This is a genomic window from Streptomyces sp. NPDC090045 (assembly GCF_044747975.1).
In the GTDB taxonomy this organism is placed as follows: domain Bacteria; phylum Actinomycetota; class Actinomycetes; order Streptomycetales; family Streptomycetaceae; genus Streptomyces.
The window spans coordinates 123398-146651 of the sequence record NZ_JBIVFA010000009.1 but is presented as its reverse complement, the minus strand read 5'-3'; the positions used below and the strand labels follow the sequence as shown (position 1 = coordinate 146651).

Annotated in this window: 3 protein-coding genes; all 3 read right to left on the bottom strand. The window is 74.6% G+C overall.

All coding sequences use genetic code 11. The annotated features are described in order from the left end of the window. Window positions 1-54 precede the first annotated feature (54 nt). Genes ACIPYQ_RS23820 through ACIPYQ_RS23810 form a run of 3 tightly spaced genes read right to left on the bottom strand, consistent with a single transcriptional unit; the run spans window position 55 to window position 23207 of the window. The gene (locus ACIPYQ_RS23820) at window positions 55-1059 is read right to left on the bottom strand and encodes a 3-oxoacyl-[acyl-carrier-protein] synthase III C-terminal domain-containing protein (protein ID WP_401254527.1); all 1005 of its coding nucleotides are present in this window, start codon (window positions 1057-1059) and stop codon (window positions 55-57) included. Next, on the bottom strand, window positions 1060-8217 hold the full coding sequence (locus tag ACIPYQ_RS23815; protein WP_401254524.1) for an amino acid adenylation domain-containing protein: 7158 nt from the start codon (window positions 8215-8217) through the stop codon (window positions 1060-1062). Beyond that, a complete protein-coding gene (locus ACIPYQ_RS23810; RefSeq protein WP_401254521.1) occupies window positions 8214-23207 on the bottom strand; it encodes an amino acid adenylation domain-containing protein in 14994 nt (4997 codons plus the stop codon). The genes ACIPYQ_RS23815 and ACIPYQ_RS23810 overlap by 4 nt, the downstream gene beginning before the upstream one ends. Between the last annotated feature and the right edge of the window lie 47 nt (window positions 23208-23254).

Genomic DNA, 23254 nt, shown 5'->3' with positions numbered 1-23254 from the left:
CTGTTTCTGGCATGGCCGATGAATGGTGGTGGGTTCCGCGGGGGCGGATGGCGCTCACAGGTAGTGGGTGGCGGCGCCGTCGCCGATCTCCACGAGCAGCAGGCTCCAGGCGGCGACCGGGCTGGCACTGAGCAGCACCGCCCGCTGTCCGTCGTGCAGGCCGCCGCGTTCGAGCTCCGTGTGGAGGTTCAACAGGACGTCGTTCGGGCCGAGATGGCCGTACCGCCGCAGGTTGTCGGAGCAGGTGGGGCTGATCTTGATGTCGAGTGCCTCCTCGGTGAAGCGGAAGGCGCCCTCGGACAGGTTGTGGCTGAGGTGGCAGGAGATGTCCGCCGGTGTCAGGCCGTTGCGTTCCAGGAGGCCCTGGTACAGGCCGCGCAGGCGGTTGCGGGTCTCCATGGCGAGCTGGAAGGAGTATCCGGGGAGGTCCCGGCACTCCTCCCGCCACCGGGCCGTCGGCAGGTCGCGGAAGTCGACGTGGAAGAGGTCCCAGTACCGCCCGTTGGTCTCCTGGACGATGTCGAGGATCCGTACGGGTCCGCTGCGGGAGATCACCGCGGCCGCGCCTCCGTCACCGCTGACGGTCACCGGGTGCCGGTAGCGCAGCGGGGTGGGCGGTTTGCTGCCGTGCGCGACCAGGACGTGCTCCAGGTCCTGGTCGGCGGCGAGCAGCCCCCGCGCGGCGAGCAGCGCCGGGGTGAGGGAGACGCAGCCGAGGCCGCCGACGGAGAACGTCACCGCGCGCTCCGCGCCGAGGTGGGCCTGGAGGCGGGTGGCCGAGGAGGTCATCAGCGTCTCGGGGGCGCGCGAGTCGATCAGGATGAGCGCGCCGATCCGGTCCGCGGCGAGCCCGGACTCCGCCAGGGCCCGGCTCGCGGCGCCGGCGGCGAGGTCGAACGCGGAGAGCGAGTCGTCCGCGCGGACCTCGTCGATGCCGAGCTGGGTGACGGTCTCCCGTTCGGCCTCGCCGAGCCGGGCGAGGCCGGGCAGGTCCGCGACGGGCAGGACGCCGTCGGGCTGGTAGCACGCCACCGTGGTGAACGCCGTTGCGGAGGGCATTCAGTGCCCTCCGTCCGCGACGGCGGCGGCGGAGGCCGTACCGGCGGCGGCGAGCTCGGTGAAGGCCTCCACCAAGTGGTCGGCCAGCGCCTCCATGTCCGCGGCGGCGACCGAGCCGCGGAACACCACGCCGAGTTCGAGCCGCCCGTCGATCACATGGGTCTCGACGACGACGGGCGCCTGGGCGAGCAGCGAGTCCGGCAGCGCCGCGTGGGGCATCGACCGCAGCCGGACCCCGTCACCGGTCAGTTTGAGGAGCCCGTTGTTCGCGTTGGCCAGGTGCTCGACGATGACCGGCGGCTCCGGGAGCGCGCGCAGCTCCGCCACCTCGGGGCTGTGCGGGCTGAGATGGCGCAGGACTCCGTAGCCGATGCCGTCGTTGGGTACGGACAGGGCCGCGCCGGCGGCGGGCAGGACCTCGGCGGGGCCGGCACCGGGCGCGACCGGCACGTGGGCGGGGAACAGGTGGGTGAACCAGCCGAAGGAGGTGCTCCGGTCGCCGTGCCACAGGGCGTTCGGCGCGGCGCCCATGCCCAGCGTGCTCACGAAGGCGTCGGGCGTCCCGCGCCACCGGGACCATGCCACGGCCACCGCGGCGACGGCGGCCTGCTGGCCGGAGGGGCCGCTGTCGGAGAGCTGCGGGGCGACCCGGTCCGCCACGGTACGGCGGATCAGGCTCGGGGGCCCGCCGGGCGTGCCGTTCTCGGGTACGGCGTGCGCGCCGCCCGAGGCGCCCAGGATCCCCTTCCAGTACGGGAGTTCGGCGGCGACCTCGTCGGACGCGGCCATCGCGCGCAGCTGATGCGTCCACTCCCGCCATGCGGCACGGCGGGGCACGGCCGGGGCGTTGCCGCCGAGCGCCGCGTTCAGGTCCTCGATCAGCGGTACGAACGACAGGGCGTCGTAGACGAAGTGGTGGACGGCGAAGAGGATCAGGCCCGGCAGGCCGGCGCCGCGGTCGTAGAAGCGGGCCCTGAACACCGGCCCCCGGGCGAGGTCCACGTCCGCGAAGAGCTCGGCCACGTCGGCCTCCACGTGCGCCTGGACCTGCGCCTCGTCCAGCGGCGGCAGGACCCGGGCGTCGAAGAACGGCGTGTTCTCCCGCTCGGCGCACTCGATGCGCCAGCCGAGGCTGTTGTGCCGGAACCGGTAGCGCAGCGGCTCCTGGAGCTCGACCAGACGCTCGAACGCCGCGCGGACCGTCGCGGTACGGATGCCCGGGGCCGTCTCCAGGACCAGGGGCCGGATGAAGTCCCGTACGGAGGTGCCCGAGGTGGCGAGCATGGCCTGGACGAGCGGGCTCGGCGGCACCGGTTCGAGCACCGGGGCGGAGACGGCGGCGGGCACGGCCCCCGACACGGCTGCGGACACGTCCGCCGCGGGCGCGGCGGCGGGCCGTGAGACGGGGGCGCCACCCCGGGCGACGGCGACGGCGGCGAGTGCGCGCAGCGTCGGGTGCTCCAGGACGTCGTGCGGGGTGACGGTCAGTCCGGCCCGCTCGGCGCGTGCGGCGATGCCCACGCTGAGCAGGGAGTCGCCGCCGATCTCGAAGAAGTTGTCGCCCGGTGCCACCTGCGCGATGCCGAGCAGGTCGGTCCAGATCCTGCCGAGGACGCGCTCGGCCTCCAGCACGGCCGCGTCCGGGCCCGCTCCGCGCGTCACGGTCGTGGTCACCGCGGTCAACTCGCTCACGCTGTGCTGATTCGGCACGTGCCTCTCCCTCATGGTGTGGCGATCGAGCTTTCCGTTGCTCGTCCTGGGCAGGTCGTCATGGCGCACCGTCCGGCCGGGCACCATGTGCTCGGGCAGCTCACGGGCCACCCACGCCGTCAGCTCGGCCTCGCCGGGCAGGTCCTCGCCGGAGACGTGGGCCACCAGGAGCGGGGCGCCGGACGGCTGCTCCCCGGCCACGACCAGCGCCTCGCGCACCCGCGGGTGCTGCATCAGCACCCGCTCGATCTCGGCCGGTTCGACCCGGTGGCCGCGCAGCTCCAGTTGGTCGTCGGCGCGCCCGTGGAACTCGAGGGTGCCGTCGCTCCGTACCGAGGCCAGGTCGCCCGTGCGGTACATGCGGGCACCGGGCTCGTCCGCGAAGGGGTCGGCCACGAAGCGGCTCGCGGTCAGGCCCGGCCTGCCGTGGTAGCCGCGGCCGACTCCGGCGCCGCCGAGGTACACCTCGCCCCGCCGGCCGGCCGGCACGGGCCGGCACGCGTCGTCCAGGAGGTACACGCGGACGTTGGGCAACGGCCGCCCGATGTCCGGGAGTTCGTCGGTCCCGGCGTGGGGAGCGTGCTCGGCCACCCGGCCGGCGGTGGCGCAGACCACGCATTCGGTCGGCCCGTAGATGTTGAGCAGCGCGAACGGTGCGCCTCGCGGCCGCACCCTCAGGAGGTCGCCACCGGTGGTCAGCAGCCGCAGGGCGAGCCCCGGCGCCCCGGACGGTTCGGCGAGGACCGGTTCGGCGAGGACCAGTTCGGCCAGGGGCGTCGGCAGGCAGGCCACGGTGACGCACTGCTCGGCCAGCTCGGCCAGGAGCTTGTCCGGGGTCTGGAGGAGATCCCGTACGAAGCACAGGGTCGCCCCGTAGTACAGGGCCGACATGACTTCGAGGACCGCCATGTCGAAGGCGGGTGAGGCCGTCTGCGCGATGCGGTCCGCGGGGCCGAGCCCGGCCTCCTCGCCGTACCAGCGCAGCAGGTTGAGCAGACTGCGGTGCTCGACCTCGCAGCCGTGCGGGTGCCCCGTGGAGCCCGAGGTGTGCGAGACGTACGCCAGGTTGGCCAGGCCCGCCCGCTGCGGCGGACCGGCCACCGCGCCCCCGACCCCGACCTCGTCGGCATCGGTATCGGCGATCCGGACGGCCGGAATGCCCTCGCCGTCCCAGGCCGGCATGCCCTCCCCCACGACGAGCGCGGGAGCGGTGAGCCCGGCGAGGATGCTCCGGATGCGCCGCTCGGGCACCGCCGGGTCGATCGAGGCGAAGGCGGCCCCGGCCTTCAGGACACCGAGCCAGCCGACGACCAGGTCCGCACCGCGCGGTGCGATCACCGGGACGGTGCTGTCCGGTCCGACGCCGTGCTCGATCAGCCGGTGCGCCAGCCGGTTCGCGCGCTCGTCGATCTCCCGGAAGGTGTGGCCGCCGGCGCCGTCCACGACGGCCACCTCGTCCGGCCGGCTCGCGGCGTGCTCCTCGAAGACCTCGCCGACCAGGCGTCCGTCGCCCGGGTCGCGCGGGTCGCCGACGAGCACGGAGGGCTCGCCGGCGCCCCGGAGGAGTTCGGCCAGGGGCCGGTCCGGCTCGGCCATCGCGGCCGCGGCGACCTCCTGGAGCAGGTCCACCAGCCGGCGGGCGGTCTCGGGCTCGAACAAATCGACCGCGTACTCCAGGTACCCGTCCATCGGCCCGCCGTCCTGGTCGTACAGGCCGATGGTGAGGTCGAACTTTGAGGTTCCGGGGGCGACTCCGGCGACCCCGGTCAGCCCCTCACCGAGGCTCTCGACCGCGTCGACGGTCAGACCGTCCATGTCCTCGGAGGGCCTGGCCGTGTTCTGGTGGGTGTAGCAGACCGTGAACACCGGGTGCCGCGAGGCGTCGCGGTGGTCCGCGTCGGCGACGATCCGTGCGAAGGGGATCTCCTCGTGGTCGAGGACCCCGTTGGCCGTGGTCGCGCAGCGGGCGACGAGGGCGCGGAAGCCGAGCTCCGGGTCGACCTCCGTACGGAACGGCAGGAGGTTGTTGAAGTAGCCGACGAGGTGATGGGTGGCCGGGTTGTAGCGGCCCGTGGTCGCCGCGCCCACCACCACGTCCCGCTGGCCGGCCCACAGGTGCAGGACCGCGTCGATCACGGCGAGCATGGTGACGAAGCTGGTGGTGCTCTCTCCCACGCTGAAGTCGCGCAGCCGCCGGGCGACTTCCGGGTCGAGCGTGAACCGCACGGTGTCGCCGCGGAAGGACTGCACGGGGGGACGCGGGTGGTCGAGCGGCAGTTCGGCGGCGTCCAGGCCCCGCAGTCGGGCACGCCACCACTCCAGACCGCGCTCCATCCGCTCCGTGTCCAGCCACTGGCGCTGCCACGCCGCAAAGTCGGCGTACTGGACGGGCAGTTCGGGGAGGTCGGGAGCTCCTCCGGTACGGCGGGCCGTGTAACAGGCGGTGAGTTCCCGGAAGAAGACCGCCGGGGTCCATCCGTCGAAGGCGATGTGGTGCCAGGTGTGCAGCACCACGTGGTCCTGCTCCCCGACCTTGATCAGCACGGTCCGGAACAGCGGGCCGTGCGCGAGGTCGAAAGGCTCCGTGGCCTCCCCGTCGATCACCCGCGCCAGTTCCGCGAGGCGCTCCGCCCCCGGCAGCGCCGCGAGATCGTGGAAGGTCAGGTGCGGCTCGGTCAGATCGGCCAGGGCGTAGGGCCTGCCGTCCTCGTCGAGGATCCGTGTGCGCAGGACCTCCTGCCGGCCGACCACGTCGCGCAGTGCGCCGTGGAAGGCCTCGCGGTCGAAGGCGCCGACGAGACGCATGCTGGCGGGGATGTTGTAGAGCGGGGTGCCGGGCTTCAGCCGGTCCAGGTACCAGAGCTGCTCCTGGTTGAACGAGAGCGGCAGCCGGCCGGGGCGGGGTATCGGCGTGATGGTCCAGTCGCCCCGTTCGGGTCCCGCCGCCCGCAGTTCGTCGATCCGTGCGGCCAGTTCGCGCAGCGTGGGATGCCGGTGCAGGTCGGCGAAGGCGAGGCGGACGCCGAACTGCTCCTGGGCCTGCCGCAGCACGGTGATGCCGGCGATCGAGGTGCCGCCGAGCCCGAAGTAGTTCGAGTCGGGGAGTACCTCTTCGGCCTTGAGCACCCGTGCCCAGATCCCGGCCAGCCGCGCGGCGGTGTCCCCCCGGCCGCTCGCCGTGAACGGCTCCGGAGCCGTCCCCTCCGCCGGCGCGCCGGCCCGCCGCGCGGGCAGCGGGGCTCCCGGCGGCGTGCACCAGCACGACACCTCGTCGGCGTCGAACGGGTAGGTCGGCACCTCGACGCGGCGTACCCCGGTGCCCTGGTAGTGGCGGTTCCAGTCGAGGTCCACGCCGAGCGAGTACAGCGTGCCGAGCGCGGAGAGCACGCCCTCGCGCGAGGGGTCCGCGAAGAGGCGTACGACCGGCAGCTCGGGGGCGACGCGGTTGATCTCCCGCGCGAGTGCGCCGTCCGCGGCGAGCTCGACCAGGACGGCGCCCTCGTCTGCGAGGTTGCGCACCGCACGGCGCAGCCCGGCCTCGTCGACCTGGCCGGTGAGCGGGGCGTCGGCCGCCTTGCGCCGGGACTCCGCGGCCGTCGCCGGGTCCTGGACCGAGCGCACCACGAGGTTGCCGACGCCGTTGCCGACGAGGCGGTTCTCGGTCAGCCCGAGGGACCGGACGAGGCCGTAGGCCGCCTGCTGCCGGGCGAGCAGCCGGCTGCCGGGCGAGGCCGTGACGTCCCCGGACCCGGACCCGGACTCGGACTTGGAACCGGACTCGGACCCGGACTCGGGAAGGGACTCGGCTTCGGCATCGGCATCGGCGAGCTGCGGGAAGGCGGCGCGCAGGGCCGACCACGTCGCGTCGCCGAGATCCGCGTCCCCGGAGAAGAGCAGCACCAGCGGCGCCTTGGGCGACGGCTCCCGGCCCTCGGTGCGGGCCGCGCGCAGCAGGGCGGCCAGGTCGTCCTTGTCGCGCGCGGCCGCCGCCCACCGGAAGGGGTGGTCGTCGCGTCCCCGGTTCAGCGCGTGGGCGACTTCGGCGAGCCGGTGGCCCGTGCGGTCCAGGAATTCCGCGACGCGCTCCGCGTACGCCGCGAGCGCGCGGGGGGACTTGGCGGAGAGGGTGACCAGTTCGGCCGCCGTCTCCCCGGCCGGCGCAGCCCCCGCCGGGACGGGCGGCGGCTCCTCGACGACCGCGTGCACGTTGGTTCCGGTGAGGCCCGCGGAGCTCACGCCCGCCCGGCGCGTGCGGCCCTCCTCGTGTTCCCAGGGCGTGGCCACCGCGTCGACGTGGACCGCTCCGGTGAAGTCGATGAGCGGGTTGGGCGTCTCGAAGTTGGGGTTCGGGTACCGGGAGCCGTGCCGGAGCCCGGCGAGGACCTTGAAGAGCCCGGCCACACCGGCGGCGTGGTTGAGGTGGCCGATGTTGCCCTTGATCCCGCTGATTCCGCAGGGGTCGCTCAGGCCCGCCTCGGCGAAGGCCAGCCGCAGTCCCTCGGCCTCGATGACGTCGCCCAGCTTGGTACCCGAGCCGTGGCACTCGATGTAGTCGACGGGGGCCGGGCCCGCCTGCCGCCAGGCCTCCACGATCGCCTCGGCCTGTCCGCGGGCGCTGGGCGCGCTCATGCCGGTGGCGCGGAAGCCGTTGTGGTTGACGGCGATCCCGCGCAGGACGCCGTGGATGTGGTCCCCGTCGGCGAGCGCGTCGGACAGCCGCTTGAGCAGGACGAGCCCGCCGCCCTCGCCTCCGGTGGCGCCGTCCGCCCGGGCGTCGAAGGGGCGGCACACCACCTCGGCGGATTCGAGCCCCGGCATCGGCACCCGGTCCTGCTCGGACACGAGCACCGGGTAGACGCTGAGCCCGCCCGCGAGGGCCAGGTCCGCCTGCCCGTTGCGGAGGTTCTCCACGGCGACCGCGATCGCGGTGAGGCTGCTGCTGCACGCGGTGTCCACGACCGCCGTCGGGCCCTGCAGGTCGAGCAGGTAGGAGATGCGCGCGGCCGTCGCGGAGGGGTGCGAGCCGAGGATCTGCTGGGGGTCGGGTTCGGTGTAGAGGTCCTTGTAGTCGGTGTCGGGCGTGCTGAGGACGACCGCGGTCCTGGAGCCCTTCAGGTCGCCGGGCGCGTAGCAGGCGTTCTCGATCGCCTGGTGGGCGAGCTGTACGGTCATCCGCTGGTGCGGGTCCATCAGTTCGGCTTCGCGCCGGGAGATCCCGAAGAAGCGGTGGTCGAAGAGGTCGATCCGGTTCAGGTAGGCCATCGGGGGGTACTCGACGTCCACCGGCGCCCCGCCGTAGTACACCCGCTCCTTGCTCGGCGCCCCTGTGCTGACCCGCCCGCCGAGCAGGTTCTCGTGCAGGGCGTCCAGGTCGTAGGCGTCGGGCAGGGCCAGCGCCACACCGATGATCGCCACCGCTTCCGGGCCGGAGCGGCTCGGGTGCGTCATAGTTCATACCCCATTCCGTCAGTGGTTTCGCGGGCGGTCCCGTCGTCGGGGCCCTGCACGAGGCGGGCCATCGCCTCGACCGTGGTGTGTTCGAAGAGCGCGCTCAACGGCGGTTTGACCGGGCCGAGTCCGGCCAGGCGGTTGCTCAGCGCCAGGAGCGAGAGGGAGGTGCCGCCGATGTCGAAGAACTTGTCGTGCACGCCGATGCCGTCCCGTCCGAGCAGGTCCGCCCAGATCGCGGCGACGGCCCGTTCGGTGGCCGTGCGCGGCCCGGCCGGCGGGGCCTCGGAGCGGGCGGCCGGTTCGTGGGGGCTCGGCAGGGCGTGGTGGTCCACCTTGCCGTGCCGGGTGAGGGGCAGGTCGTCGAGTTCGACGAACACGGACGGCACCATGTACTCCGGCAGCCTGCGCGCCAGATGCGCGCGCAGCTCCTCCGCGTCGAAACCCGTACCCGGACCCGTACCCGGACCCGTACCCGGACCCGCCCCTGAACCCGCACCTGAATCCGTACGCGTGCCGGTTCCGGATCCCGCGTCCGCGTCCGCGACCCGGACCACGTAGGCGATCAGCCGGTGTCCGCCGGTGCCTCCCGGGCTCGGCCGGGCGGCCACCGCCGCACGGGCCACTCCGGGATGCGTCACCAGGGCCGCCTCCACCTCGCCGGGCTCGACGCGGAACCCGCGGATCTTCACCTGGTCGTCGGCCCTCGCCCTGAACACCAGTGCACCGTCCTTCGTCCATGTCGCCACGTCACCGGTCCGGTACATGCGCTCGCCGCCGTCGCCGAACGGGCAGGCCACGAACCGCTGGGCCGTGAGCCCCGGCCGGTGGGCGTACCCGCGCGCGAGACCCGAGCCGGCGAGGTACAGCTCGCCCTCCACCCCGGGTGGGACGGGCCGCAGCCGGTGGTCCAGGACGTAGGCGCGCGTGTTGTCCATGGGCCGCCCGATCGGGACGGACGCCCCCACCCGGTCCTCGGCGGTGACCCGGTGCCGGGTGGCGAAGACCGTCGCCTCGGTGGGCCCGTAGGCGTTGACGACCGTGAGGCCGGGGCAGGCCCGCAGGACCCGTGCCACCGCCTCCGGGGGAACCTGCTCGCCGCCGGTGAGCGCCTCCCGCACCCCGGCGAAGCTCTGCGGCCGTTCGGCGGCGATCACGGCGAACAGCCCGGCGGACATGACCAGGGCGGTCACCCGCTGTCCGGCGATGACGGCGGCGAGCGCGTCCACGTCCAGGCGTCCGGGGGGCGCCACCACGATCGTGCCGCCGTTCAGCAGCGGAACCCACATCTCGTAGCCCGAGATGTCGAAGGTGGGCGCGGAGTGCATCAGCACCCGCTCGTGGGCGCCGCCCGGCCAGCACCGGTCCGCCGCGAGGTCGACGACGGCCCGGTGGCTGACGCCGGCGCCCTTGGGCACGCCCGTGGAGCCCGAGGTGTGGATGACGTACGCGAGGGCGTCCGGCCGGCCGGGAGCGGGCAGGTCGTCCTCCACCGGAGCGGCCGTGCCCGGGCCGTCCACGAGCAGCACGGGACAGGTGTCCGCGGGCAGGCCGGGCGCCGCTGCGGAGGTGGTGAGCAGCAGCACGGCCCGCGCGTCCCGGAGGATGAACTCCGACCGTTCCGCCGGCTGGTCGGGGGCCACCGGCACGTAGGTCCCGCCGGCCTTCAGGACGGCGAGGACCGCCACCACGTACTGCACCGACCGGGGCACGGCCACCGCGACCGCCGACTCCTCGCCCACACCGCGCCGCACCAGTGCGCGGGCGAGTCCGTCGGCGCGCGCGTTCAGCTCCCGGTAGGTGAGGGTCTGCGCGCCGCACACCACCGCGACGGCGTCCGGGGCTTCGGCGACGCGCCGGGCGAAGAGTGCGGGGATCGTGAGCCGCGGCGTGGGCACGTCCGTGTCGTTGACCTCGTGCAGCAGGAGCGCCCGCTCGCCGGGAGCCAGGGCGTCCACGGTGTCGAGCCGGGTGTGCGGCACGGCCGCCAGCCGGCCGACCAGGCGTACGAATCCGGCGGCGAGGGCGTCCGCCGTCGCGCGGTCGAACAGGTCGGTGGCGTACTCGAGCGTTCCCTTGAGGTCCCGGCCCTCTTCCCCGGGGTCCTCGACCTGGAAGAGCAGGTCGAACTTGGCCGTGCCGGCCACGAGCGGTTCGGGGACGGTCCGCAGGCCCTCCAGTGCGAATCCGCCGCCCACTCGCTGCTGCCACGAGAACGCGACCTGGAACAGCGGGTGGTAGGCCGCGGACCGCTCGGGGTTCAGCGACTCCACGAGCCGTTCGAAGGGCACGTCCTGGTGGTCGTAGGCGGTGACGGCCTTGTCCCGCACCTGCCGCACCAGGTTCGCGAACGACGGGTTCCCGGACAGATCGGCGCGCAGCACCCAGGTGTTGACGAAGAAGCCCACCAGGTCGGTCAGGCCCTCGTCGGTGCGCCCGGCGACGGCCGACCCGATGGTCAGGTCGTCGCCGCCGCCCATGAGGTGCAGCAGCACCGCGAGTGCGGACTGGAGCACCATCGGTACGGTGGCGCCGTGGGCGCGCGCCAGCTCCTCCACCGCGGCCCGCGCCGCGGGGTCGAGGGCGAAGGCCACGGAGTCGCCGCGGTGGCTCGCCACCGGCGGCCGCGGCCGGTCGAGCGGCAGCCGCAGGGGCTGCGGCACGCCGGTCAGCTCCTTGCGCCAGTGGGCGAGCTGCACCGCGAACAGGCTCTCGGGGTCGTCCTCGTCGCCGAGCAGCTCCCGCTGCCACAGCGCGTAGTCCGCGTACTGCACCGGCAGTGCGTCCCAGTGCGGTGCGCCGCCGCGCGACCGGGCGGAGTAGGCCGCGGCGAGATCGCGGGCGAGCGGCGCCATCGACTCGGCGTCGGCCGCGATGTGGTGCAGCAGGAGCACCAGGACGTGCTCGTCCGCGCCGCACCGCAGCAGGCTCGCCCGTACGGGCGGCTCGGCCGACAGGTCGAACCGGCGGCCCGTCTCGCGGCGTACCGCGGCGCTGACCTCCTCGGGAGCCACGTCGCGCACCGGCACGTCGAGGAACAGTCCGTCGGCGTCCAGGACCACCTGCGCGGCCTCGCCCCCGGGGTCCGCCACGAACAGGGTCCGCAGGCTCTCGTGGCGCGCCACGACATCGCGGAGGGCCGCCGTCAGCGCCGGCACGTCGAGGGGTCCGCCGATCCGCAGCACGACGGGGTGGTGGTACGTCGGCATGGGTTCGAGTGCGTCGAGGAACTTCAGCCGGCGCTGCGCGTACGACAGCGGCACCCGCTCCGGCCGCTCGGGCGCCGGGCGCAGGACCGGGCGGGAGGATCGGGCCCTCACCTTCGACGCGAGCCGCGCCACCGTCGCCGCCTCGAACACGGTGCGCACGGAGACCGCCGCACCCAGCACCGAGCGGATCCGGTTGAGCAGCCTGGCGACCGACAGCGAGTGTCCGCCGAGGCCGAAGAAGTCGTCGTCGATGCCGACCCGTTCGACGCCGAGGACCTCGGCGAAGAGCTCCGCCAGGGCCGTTTCCGTACGGGTGCGCGGTGCGCGGTACCCGGCCGCGCCGACCGTCTCCGGGTCCGGGAGCGCGCCCCGGTCCAGCTTCCCGTTCGGGGTCAGCGGCAGCCGCTCCAGCGTCACGAACGCGGCCGGGAGCATGTGCTCGGGCAGCAGTCCGCCGAGGTGCCCGCGCAGGTCGTCGGCGGACGGGGCCGGCCGGCCCGCCGCGGGGATGACGTAGGCGAGGATCCGCTTCCCGTCCGCCTGGCCGTCGCGGGCGATCACGACGGCCTGGTCCACCGCCGCGTGTCCGGCCAGCGCCGCCTCGATCTCGCCGAGTTCGACGCGGAAGCCGCGCACCTTGACCTGGTCGTCCGCACGGCCGCGGAAGAGCAGCTCGCCGTCGGCCGTCCACTCGACGAGGTCCCCGGTGCGGTACATCCGCTCGCCCGCCCCGCCGAACGGGCAGGCCACGAACCGCTCGGCCGTCAGCCCGGGGCGGCCCAGGTAGCCGCGGGTCACCCCGGCGCCCGCGAGGTAGAGCTCCCCGGCCACGCCCGGCGGGACGGGGCGCAGCGCGGTGTCGAGGACGTAGGCGCGGGTGTTGTGGATGGGCCTGCCGATCGGCACCCGGCCGTCGTCCGTCAGCTCGCCCATCGTGGCGCCGATGGTGGTCTCCGTGGGCCCGTAGCCGTTGAAGATCCGCCGTCCGGCCGACCAGGCCGCAACCAGCTCCGCAGAGGCCGCCTCGCCGGCCACCATCAGCGACGTGACGCTGGAGAGCGACCCGGCCGGGAGGGCGGACAGCACCGTTGGCGTGAGGATCGCGTGGGTGACCCGGTGGGCGTCGACGGTCCCGGCCAGCGGGGCGCCGGGGACGAGCCGGTCCGGGTCGGCCATCACCAGCGCGGCGCCGGCCAGCAGCGACATGCACAGCTCGGCGACGGAGATGTCGAAGCTCGGCGAGGCGAACTGGAGCACCCGGCTCCCGGAGTCGATCTCCAGCCGGTCGGCGACCACCTTGGCGACGTTGGCGAACCCGGTGTGGGTGACCGCCACGCCCTTGGGCTGTCCGGTGGAGCCCGAGGTGTAGATGACGTACGCGGTGTTGGCCACCGAGAGCGGCCCTGCCCGCTCGGCATCGGTCAGCGGGCCGCCGTCCGCGCGGGCGGCCGCCCCGGCGCCTGCCGCGTCGTCCACTGGGAGCATGTCCGCGGGGAGTTCGGGCAGGCGGTGGGTGGTGGTGCGGTCGGTCAGGATCAGCCGGGTCCCCGAGTCCCGCACCATGTGGCCGAGCCGTTCGGCCGGGTACGCCGGGTCCAGCGGCAGGTACGCGCCGCCGGCCTTCAGCACCGCGAGCACCGCCACGGCCCACTGCGGGGAGCGCCGCAGCGCCACGCCGACGACCGTCTCCGGGCCCACCCCGCGCGCGGCCAGCGTCCGCGCCAGCCGGTTGGCCCGCGCGTCGAGCTCGCCGTACGAGAGGCACTCGTCTTCGAACAGCACCGCGCTCGCGCCGGGCGAGGCCGCCGCCCGCCGCTCGAACAGTTCGGGCAGGGTCAGGGCCGGGGAGTCGAGCGCCGTCCGGTTGAACCCGTCCAGCACCAGCTCCCGCTCGGCCGGTTCGAGGACGTCCACCTGCCCGGCCGACACGGCCTCGTCGGAGGCGAGTTGGTTCAGCACCTGCTGGAGGCGCCGCGCGATTGCCCGGACCGTGGCCCGGTCGAGCGCCTCGGGCCGGTGGTGCAGCGTCAGGCGCAGGTGCGGGTCGGCGACGGCGTTCACGGTCAGCGGGTAGTGATTGCCGGCCACGGCCCGCAGGCTGGTGATCTCGATGCCCGCGTCGGCGTGCGCCTCGGTGAGGCCGAGCCGGTCCACGGGGTACGAGTCGAAGGCCACCAGGGTGTCGAAGAGGACGGGCGTGCCGGTGGCCCGCTGGATCTCGCCCAGCCCGTGGTGGTGGTGGTCGAGCAGGGCCGCCTGCCGCTGCTGGAGCTCGGTGAGGAGCCGGTCGAGGGGGGTGTCGGGGGTGCAGCGCACCCGTACGGGCAGGGTGTTGACGAACAGGCCGACCATCGTGTCCACCCCGGGCAGCTCGGCCGGGCGGCCGGACACCGTCGTGCCGAACACCACGTCCTGCCGGCCGGTGAGGCCGGCCAGCATCACCGCCCAGGCGCCCTGCACGAGGGTGTTGAGGGTGATCCCGAGCCGGGCCGCCCGCCGGGCCAGCGCCCGGGCGTCGTCGCCGGACAGGGGCACCTCGACCTGGCCGTGGGGGGAGTCCTCGGGCGCGGACTCCTCCTTGGGCTGCTCGGGCTGCTCCGTCCGCCGGACCGGGTGAGCACCGCGTACGGACGGCACGAGGAGCGTCGGACCGTCCACCCCGGCGAGCTCCGCCGCCCAGGCGCGCGCCGCGGCCTCCCCGTCCTGACGGGCCAGCCACTGCAGGAACGCGCGGTACTGCGGTGCCCGCGGCAGCACGGAGGCGTCGCCCGAAGAGCCGTACAGCCGCAGCAGCTCCTCGACCAGGAGCGGGATCGACCAGCCGTCGAAGAGCAGATGGTGTGCGGTGACGACGAGTTCGGAGCGCTCCGGGCCCAGGGTCACCAGGGCCATCCGCAGGAGCGGCGGCGCCGCCGGGTCGAAGCGGCTGCCCAGGTCCTGCGCCAGCAGCCGCTCGAGGGCCGCGGCGCGCCCGGCCCCGTCCGGGCCGCTCGCGTCGACGTGCCGCCAGGGCAGCCGTACGTCCTGTGCCACCAGCTGCACCGGATCCCCGGACGCGCCGGACACGAAGGCGGCCCGCAGGGCGGCGTGCCGGTCGAGGAGGGCCTGTCCGGCCGTACGCATCCGCTCCGGGTCCACGCGGCCGTGCAGCGGGAACACCAGCTGCATGTGGTAGGCGTCGAAGGATTCGTCTTCGAGGTCCGCGTGGAAGAGGAAGCCGGACTGGAGGGGTGTCAGCGGCCATACGTCCGTGAGGCCCCGGTAGGTGCGCTCCCATGCTTCGAGTTCGCCCTGTCCGACGGTCACCAGCGGTACGTCCGACGGCGTGAGCCCGCCCGCGCCGGGCGCGGCGGCGTGCCGGGCCAGTCCCTCCAGGGCCGCACTCCACGTCCGGGCCAGCTCCTGCACCTCCGCCCGCGCGAGGACACCGGTCGGGAAGGAGAACTCGGCCTCCAGGCACGGCCCTTGGGGAGTGTCGGCGGTCCACGCCTCGATGTGCAGCGCGGCGGTCGCGGGCAGGCCCGGGTCGGGGACGGCCGGTTCGACGGTGTCGGCCGACCGGTGGAAGCCGAGACCGCGCAGCTCCTGCGGCATGTCGGCGTCGGAGAAGCGGCCCATGTAGTTCAGCTCGACCTGCGGCGCCGGGTGGCGGCTCAGGACGGTGGCGGTCTCCGGGTTGAGGTGGCGCAGCAGTCCGAAGCCGATGCCGTGGTCCGGGATCGCCAGGAGCTGTTCCTTGACGGCCTTGATCAGGTCCCCGGCGGCCGGTCCGCCGGCGAGCACCTCGTCGAGGTCGTGCCCGTCGAGACCGAGGCGGACGGGGAACAGGCTGGTGAACCAGCCCACCGTGCGCGACAGATCGGCTCCCGGTACGACGCCCTCCTCGCGGCCGTGCCCCTCCATGCCCAGCAGTACGGACGGCACGGCGCTGCCGCGGGCCGCGTGCCGGCGGGCGACGGCCACGGCGAGGGCCGCGAGGAGCCCGTCCTGGACCCCGCAGCGGAAGGCGGCCGGCAGCGCGGTCAGGAGCGCTCCGGTGACCGCCGCCGGCACGCGGAGCCGTACGGAGTCCACCGTGTCCATCCGGTCCACGGCCGGGTCGAGCCGCCGGTTGCCGAGGACGGGATCGGGACCGTCCAGGACCGTGCGCCACAGCTCCAGTTCGCCCGTCCTGGTCGCGCCGGAGGCCTCCGCCTCCAGTGCGTGCAGCCACCGCCGTGCGGAGGTCACCACCGGCGGCAGGACGGGGGCCCGGCCCGCGCGCACCGCCCGCCAGGCGGCGGCGAGGTCGGGCAGCAGGATCCGCCACGACACCCCGTCGACCACGAGGTGGTGCAGGACGAGCAGGAGCCGGCCCGCGCCGCCGCCCGCCCCCGGGTCGAACCAGACGGCCTGCACCATCACCCCGGCTGCGGCGTCCAACCGTGCGGTCGCGGCGTCCAGTTCGGTCCCGGACCGCTCGCGCCACGGCGCGTCCCAGCGGCCGTCGCACGCGACGCGCCGGATGAGCGGCGCGGCGTCCACCGAACCCTTCGGATCGACCAGCAGGCTCCCGTCGCCCGCGGGGTCGAGGCGTGAGCGCAGCATGTCGTGGTGGTCGAGGACCGCGCCGAGGGTCGCGGCGAGGCCGGCCGCGTCGATGTCCTCGGGCAGTTCCACCAGGGCGGACATGGTGAACCGCTGCCAGCCGCCCGCGGCACGGCTCTGCGGTGCCGACGGGTGCGGGGCGGGCCCCGGTGCACCCAGGTGCCGGGCGATCGGCGGCAGGGGCATCGGGCCCACGCCGCCGCCGTCGAGCTCCTCCAGTCCCCCGTCCCGCGCGTCCTGGGGGCGTACCGGGGCGGCCAGGGCGAGGGCGGCCACCGTGCGGGCCTCGAAGACCTGCCGCGGGGTGATCTCGATGCCTCGGGCCCGCGCCCGGGAGACCACCTGGATCGAGCGGATGCTGTCCCCGCCCACGGTGAAGAAGTCGTCGTCGACGCCGACCCGGTCCACTCCGAGCACCTCGGCGTACACCGAGCCGAGGATCTCCTCCACCGGCGTGCGGGGGGCCCGGTAGCTTCCGGTGGCGAACTCGGGCTCGGGCAGGGCCGCCCGGTCCAGTTTCCCGCTGGGCGTCAGCGGCAGCCGGTCCAGGATCACGAAGGCGGCCGGGACCATGAACTCCGGCAGCCGGTCCGCCGCGAGCCTGCGCACCTCGGCCACGGACAGCCCGGCGGTCAGGGCGGCGTCCTCGGTGCCGGGCACGGGGACCAGGTATCCGACGAGCTGCGGGCCGGTCCCCCGCCCCTCGCGGACGGCCACCGCGGCCTGCGCCACGCCGGAGTGGGCGGTCAGGGCGGCCTCGACCTCGCCGGGCTCGATGCGCAGCCCGCGCAGCTTCAGCTGGGCGTCGGCGCGGCCGGCGTACTCGAGCTGTCCGTCGGCGGTCCAGCGCGCCAGGTCACCGGTGCGGTACATGCGCGCCCCGGCCGGTCCGAAGGGGTCCGCCACGAAGCTCCGGGCCGTCAGTCCCGCCCGCCCGTGGTAGCCGCGGCCGACCGCCCCGGCCACGTACAGCTCCCCGACCACGCCGGGCGCCACCGGGGCGAGGCCCGGCCCGAGGACGTAGGCACGCATGTTCCCCAGGGGCCGGCCGAGCGGCACGCTGCCCGTGTCCGCGGCGCCGACGGGCCCGGACCCGGCCGTCTCCGCCGCGTTCGCGGTCGCGGTCGCGGTCGCGTAGAAGCTCTCGCTCTGTCCGTACGCGTTGACCACCCGCACCCCGGGCAGTGCGGCCCGTGCCCGCGCCACGAGCGCGGCGGGCAGTGCCTCGCCCGCGAAGACCAGGGTGTCCGCCTCGATGCGGCCGGCGAGGTCCCCGACGTCGTCGAGGAGCCGGGCGAAGACGGACGGCACGGTGCTGATCACGGCGCCCGACCAGGCGTCCCGCTCGGCGAGTTCCATGACGTCCCGGACCAGCTCGACCGTGCCCCCGGCCGCGAGCGCCGTGCAGATCTCGAACACCGACACGTCGAAGGCGACCGAGGTCCCGGCGAGCACCCGCGATCCCGCGGTGACGCCGGCCGGGCCGGCGAGGCGCAGGACGCCGTTCACGACGCCGTGGTGGGTGATCGCGACTCCCTTCGGGGTGCCGGTGGAGCCGGACGTGTACATCACGTAGGCGAGGTGGTGCGGCGAGAGCGGGGTCGTCCGCTCGCCGTCCCGCAGGTCCGTGCCGTCGCCGCCGTCGAGGTCCAGCCGGTCGAGGAGCAGTCGGGGAGCGCCGTCGCCGTCCTGGGGCAGGGCGTGCTGGGTCGCGGAGTCGGTGAGGACGCACAGCGGTCGTGCGTCGGACAGGACGAAGTCGAGCCGGCGGCTCGGGTAGCGCGGGTCGACGGGGAGATGGCCCGCCCCCGACTTCCAGATCCCGAGCAGGGCGACGACCAGGTCGGCGGTGCGCGGCAGGGCGAGCGCCACCAGCTGCTCGGGGCCCGCGCCGTGCCGTACGAGCGCCCGCCCGAGGCGGTTCGCGCGGGCGTTCAACTCCGCGTAGGTGTAGGTCGCTTCGCCGCAGACCAGTGCGACGGCATCCGGGGTGGCGGCCGCCTGCCGCTCGAAGAGCCCGGCGATCGTCAGGTCCGGGGTGACCGCCTCGGTGTCGTTGAACTCGGACAGGATGCGCCGGCGCTCCGGCTCCGCCAGGGTGTCGACCGCTCCGACGCGCAGGCCGGGGGCGGCCACGACCTGCCGCACCACGCGCACGAACCGCGCCGCGAGGGCCTCGGCCGTGCTCCGGTCGAACAGCTCGGTCGCGTACTCGATCTCGGCGCGGATCCCGTGTCCCGGAACCTCGCTCATGCTGAACAGCAGGTCGAACTTGGCGGTGCCGCTCGGGACGGGCCTCAACATGCCCTTCAGAGCGGGGAGTTCGAGCCCCTGGTGGGTGGCGTTCTGCCAGGCGAACATCACCTGGAACAGCGGGTGGTAGGCGGTGGACCGCTCGGGGTTCAGTGCCTCCACGAGCCGTTCGAAGGGCAGGTCCTGGTGGTCGTAGGCGGTGACGGCCTTGTCCCGCACCTGGCGCACCAGATCCGCGAACGACGGGTTCCCGGACAGGTCGGCGCGCAGCACCCACGTGTTGACGAAGAAGCCCACCAGACCGGCGAGGCCCTCATCGGTGCGCCCGGCGATCGGCGCCCCCAGCGTCACGTCGTCCCCGCCGCCCATCAGGTGCAGCAGCGCGGCGAGGGCGGACTGCATCACCATCGGCACGGTGGCGCCGTACGACCGGGCCACGGCCTCCACGTCCGCGAGGAGTTCGGGGCCGAGGGTGAATCCGACGGTGTCACCGCGGTGATCGGCCGCCGGCGGCCGCGGCCGGTCGAGGGGGAGCCGCAGGGGCTGCGGAACCCCGGCGAGTTCCGTGCGCCAGTACGCCAGTTGCGTGGCCAGCACGCTCGCGGGGTCCTTCTCGTCCCCCAGCAGCTCTCGCTGCCACAGGGCGTAGTCGGCGTACTGCACCGGCAGGGCGTCCCAGGCCGGCGCCTCCCCGCGCAGCCGTGCCGCGTAGGCCGCGTCCAGGTCCCCGGCCAGCGGGGCCATCGATTCGCCGTCCGCGGCGATGTGGTGGATCAGCAGTACCAGGACGTGTTCGTCCGTTCCGCAGCGCAGCACGCTCGCCCGCAAGGGGATCTCGGCCGACAGGTCGAAGGGGCGGGCGGCCTCCTGCGCCACCGCCCCGTCCACCTCTTCCGGCGGCAGGTCGCGCACCGGCACGTCCAGCCCGATCTCGTCCACCGGCAGGACGGCCTGCGTCGCGACGCCGTCGGCGTCCGCGAGGTAGACGGTGCGCAGGGCCTCGTGGCGGGCCACGACGTCGCGCAGCGCCCGTTCGAGGGCTCCGATGTCGAGGGCGCCGCCGGCGCGCAGCACGTAGGGCAGGTTGTAGGTCGCCGAGAGGCCCTCGTAGCGGTGCAGGAACCACAGGCGGTGCTGGGCGTACGAGAGCGGCACCGCGGTCGGGCGTGCTTCGGTCCGGCGCAGCACCGGGCGCCCGGGCCGGGCGCCGGCCCCGATCCCGTCCGCCAGCCGTTCCGCGAGCAGTGCCACGGTCGGGGACTCGAACACCGCACGGATCGACAGCTCCGCGCCCAGCTCGGCGCGCACCCGGTTCACCAGGCGGTTGACCAGGAGCGAATGGCCGCCCATGTCGAAGAAGCCGTCGTCTACGCCGACCTCGTCGACGCCCAGCACCTCCGCGAACAGGGCGCACAGCGCCTTCTCCCGAGGGGTGCGCGGGGCCCGCCGCGTCGCTCCCGCCGCGTAGTCGGGCGCGGGAAGTGCGCGCCGGTCCAGCTTCCCGTTCGGGCTCAACGGCACGTCGGCGAGGGGCACCACCGCCGACGGGACCATGTGGTCCGGAAGCCGCTCCGCCGCGAAGGCCCGCAGTTCGCCGGCGGCCGGCCCGGCGGCGCCTCCGGCGGGCACGACGTAGGCCACCAGGCGCCGGTCGCCTGCGCGCTCGTCACAGACGACGACCGCCCGGGTCACCCCCGGGTGGGAGCTCAGCACGGCCTGGACCTCGCCCGGTTCGATGCGGAAGCCGCGGATCTTGACCTGGTCGTCGGCGCGCCCGTGGAAGACCAGCTGGCCGTCCGGGTTGCGTGTGACCACGTCTCCGGTGCGGTACATCCGGCGGCCGGGCGCGCCGAACGGGCAGGTCACGAACCGCTCGGCGGTCAGGCCCGGGCGGCCGAGGTAGCCGCGCGCCAGCGAGTCGCCCGCGACGTACAGTTCACCCGGCACCCCCGCCGGCACCGGTCGCAGCCCGTCGTCGAGGACGTACGTCCGGGTGTTGACGACGGGCCGGCCGATGGGCGGGGTACGGCCGTCGGCGGTGAGCGGGTCGCTGAAGGTGACGATCGCCGTGGTCTCGGTCGGCCCGTAGGCGTTGACCATGTCCCTGTCCCCGGACCACGAGTGCGCCAGTTCGGGGGTGGCCGCGTCCCCGCCCACCGCGAGGCAGCTCACGCCCGGCAGCGTGCCGGGCGGCAGCGCCGCGAGGACCGCGGGCGGCAGGAAGACGTGGGTGATCCGCCGGGCGGTGAGCGTCTCGATCAGGGGGCGGCCGGGCGCCAGTTGCTCCTGGGGTGCGAGGACGAGCGTGGCGTCCGTGAACAGCCCGAGGCAGACCTCGTAGACCGAGACGTCGAAACTCGGCGAGGCGAACTGGAGCACACGGCTGGCGGCCGTCGGGCCGAGCCGCCTGCGCTGTGCCTCGACCAGGCTCGCGAGTCCGGAGTGGGTGACGGCCACGCCCTTCGGACGCCCGGTCGAACCCGAGGTGTAGATCACGTACGCGGTGTTGGCGACGGACAGCGGGCCCGTCCGCTCCGCGTCGGTCAGCGGTGCGGCGTCGAGTCCCGCCAGTGTCGCGGCGGTCTCCGGGGCGTCCAGTCGCAGGACGGGCGCCGCCAGTTCGGGAAGCCGGGGCGCGGTGGTGGCGTCGGCGACGACCAGCAGGGCGGCGGAGTCCGCCACCATGTAGGCGATCCGCTCCCCCGGATACGCCGAGTCCAGCGGCAGGTAGGTGCCTCCGGCCTTCATCACGGCGAGCAGGGCCACGACCAGCTCGTGCGAGCGCGGCAGGGAGACCGCCACCACCGTCTCCGTGCCCACTCCCCGCCGGACCAGTTGGCGGGCCAGCCGGTTCGCCCGTGCGTCGAGGTCCCGGTAGGTCAGCGACTCGTCTCCGCACTCGACCGCCACCGCGCCGGGGGTGGCGGCGACCCGTCGGGCGAAGAGGCCGGGGAGGGTGTCGGCCCCGACCGGCACGGGGGTGTCGTCGTGCCCGTTCAGCAGCTCCTCCCGCTCGGCGGGTCGGAGCAGGTCGACGCGGCCGGTCTTGGTGGCGGGATCGGCGGCGAACTGCCGCAGGACCTGGGCGAACCGCTCGGCGAGGACCGCGGCGGCGTCGTGGTCGATGAGGTGACGGTGGTACTGGAGCACGAGCCTGAGCCTCGGAGCGGCGGAGAGGGTCACCGTCAGGGGATAGTGCGTGCCGACGAGCGATCGGACGCCGTCGACCTCGAAGTCCCCGCCGCGGAGAGCCGATCGGTCCAGTTCGTACGTCTCGGACGTCACCAGGGTGTCGAACAGCAGGCTCGCACCGGTGACCCGCTGGATGTCGGCGAGGCCGCAGTAGTGCGGGGAGAGGGCCGCCTGCCGGTCCCGCATCCCCCGCACCAGATCCGCCACGGTGTCCGCGGGTGCGAGCGGGACCCGTAACGGCAGCGTGTTGACGAACAGTCCGGCCATCGACTCCACGCCGGGCACGGCTTCGGGACGTCCGGGGTCGGTCACCCCGAACACCACGTCGCGCTGCCCGGTCAGCCGGCCGAGCAGCAGCGCCCAGGCTCCCTGCACCACGGTTTCCAGCGGGACGCCCAACTCCACTGCCTGGGCTCCGAGTTCGCGCACGGTCTCCGGGGACAGGAGCACCTCGACCTCGTCGGCGGCGCCGGGCTCCGCCTCGGCCGCCCCGGAGCGGGATCCGGCGTGGAGGACGGGGGCCAGCAGCGTCGGTTCCTCCACCCCCGCCAGCTCGGCGGCCCGCACCCGAGCGGCGGCCTCCCGGTCGTGGCCGGAGAGCCACGCCAGGAAATCGCGGAACTCGGGCGCCCGCGGCGACACGGAGGCGTCCCCGTCGGCGTCGTAGAGCCGCAGCAGATCGTGCACGAGCACCGGCAGCGACCGGGAGTCGAAGAGGAGGTGGTGCGCGGTCAGGACCAGCTCGAACCGCTCCGGGCCCACCTGGACCAGCGCCATCCTCAGCAACGGCGCCGCCGTCACGTCGAAACGGACCTTCAGGTCTTCCGCCAGGAAGGCCTCGAACGCCGCACGCGTCCCGGGCCGGCCGGGCTTCCCCTCCTCGGCCGTCAGGTCCAGTTCGCGCCACGGCAGCACCGCTCCGGCCACCACGGTCTGCACCGGATCCCCGTCGGCATCCGCCACGAAGGCCGCCCGCAGGTTCGCGTGCCGGTCGAGCAGCGCCTGACCGGCTGCCCGCATCCGCGCTCCGTCCACCGCTCCCCGCAGGTGGAGGACGAACTGCATCCGGTAGGCGCCGTGCGGGGAGTCGTCCAGCAGGGCGTGGAACAGCAGTCCCGCCTGCAGCGCGGTCAGCGGCCACGCCTGCGCCGGTTCCGCATCGCGCCGGCGCGGCTCGGCAACCGCCTCGCGTACGAGGCTCACGAACTGCTCCGCGATCGACTCGGCCGCATTCCGCTCGGTCAGTTCCCCGTCGTGGTGGAGGACCCCGGCCACCCCCGCTCCGGAACCTTCACCGGAGGTGCGCGTCAGCGCGAAGGGAAGCTCCTGCCCGCCGTGCGCGTCCCCTGCCTCGTCCCGCATCTGCCGGAGCAGAGCGGCGAACGACGGACCGCCCGGCGGATCCGCCTCCGGGTCCCGCCCGTCGCCGAAGAACCACACCCGTTCCGTCGCGTCGGAGCGTACGGACCGCTCAGGGCGTCCGGAGACCCCGGAGACCGGCAGGCCCAGGCCCAAGCCCAGGGCCGGGGCCGGTCCGCCGTCCGCGCCGAGGCGGTGCAGCAGCACCACGAACGCCGCCCGCAGGACCGCGAAGGACGTCACGCCGTACGCGCGGGCCGTTTCCTCGACGGTGTCGACGAGGTCCGGCTCCAGGACGAACTCCACGGTGCCGCCCGCCGTCGCGCCGGCGGCCTCCCCGGGGCGCTCCGTGAACCACGCCCCACGCCGCACCGAAGACAAAGAGATCACGTGGGTCCGCTCCTGTTCGCTGTACCGAGAGCAGGCCGGACGGGGCC

Coding starts and splice junctions, on each gene's coding strand:
- ACIPYQ_RS23820 (WP_401254527.1), bottom strand. CDS start 1,059: ATGCCCTCCGCAACGGCGTTCACCACGGTGGCGTGCTACCAGCCCGAC.
- ACIPYQ_RS23815 (WP_401254524.1), bottom strand. CDS start 8,217: ATGACGCACCCGAGCCGCTCCGGCCCGGAAGCGGTGGCGATCATCGGT.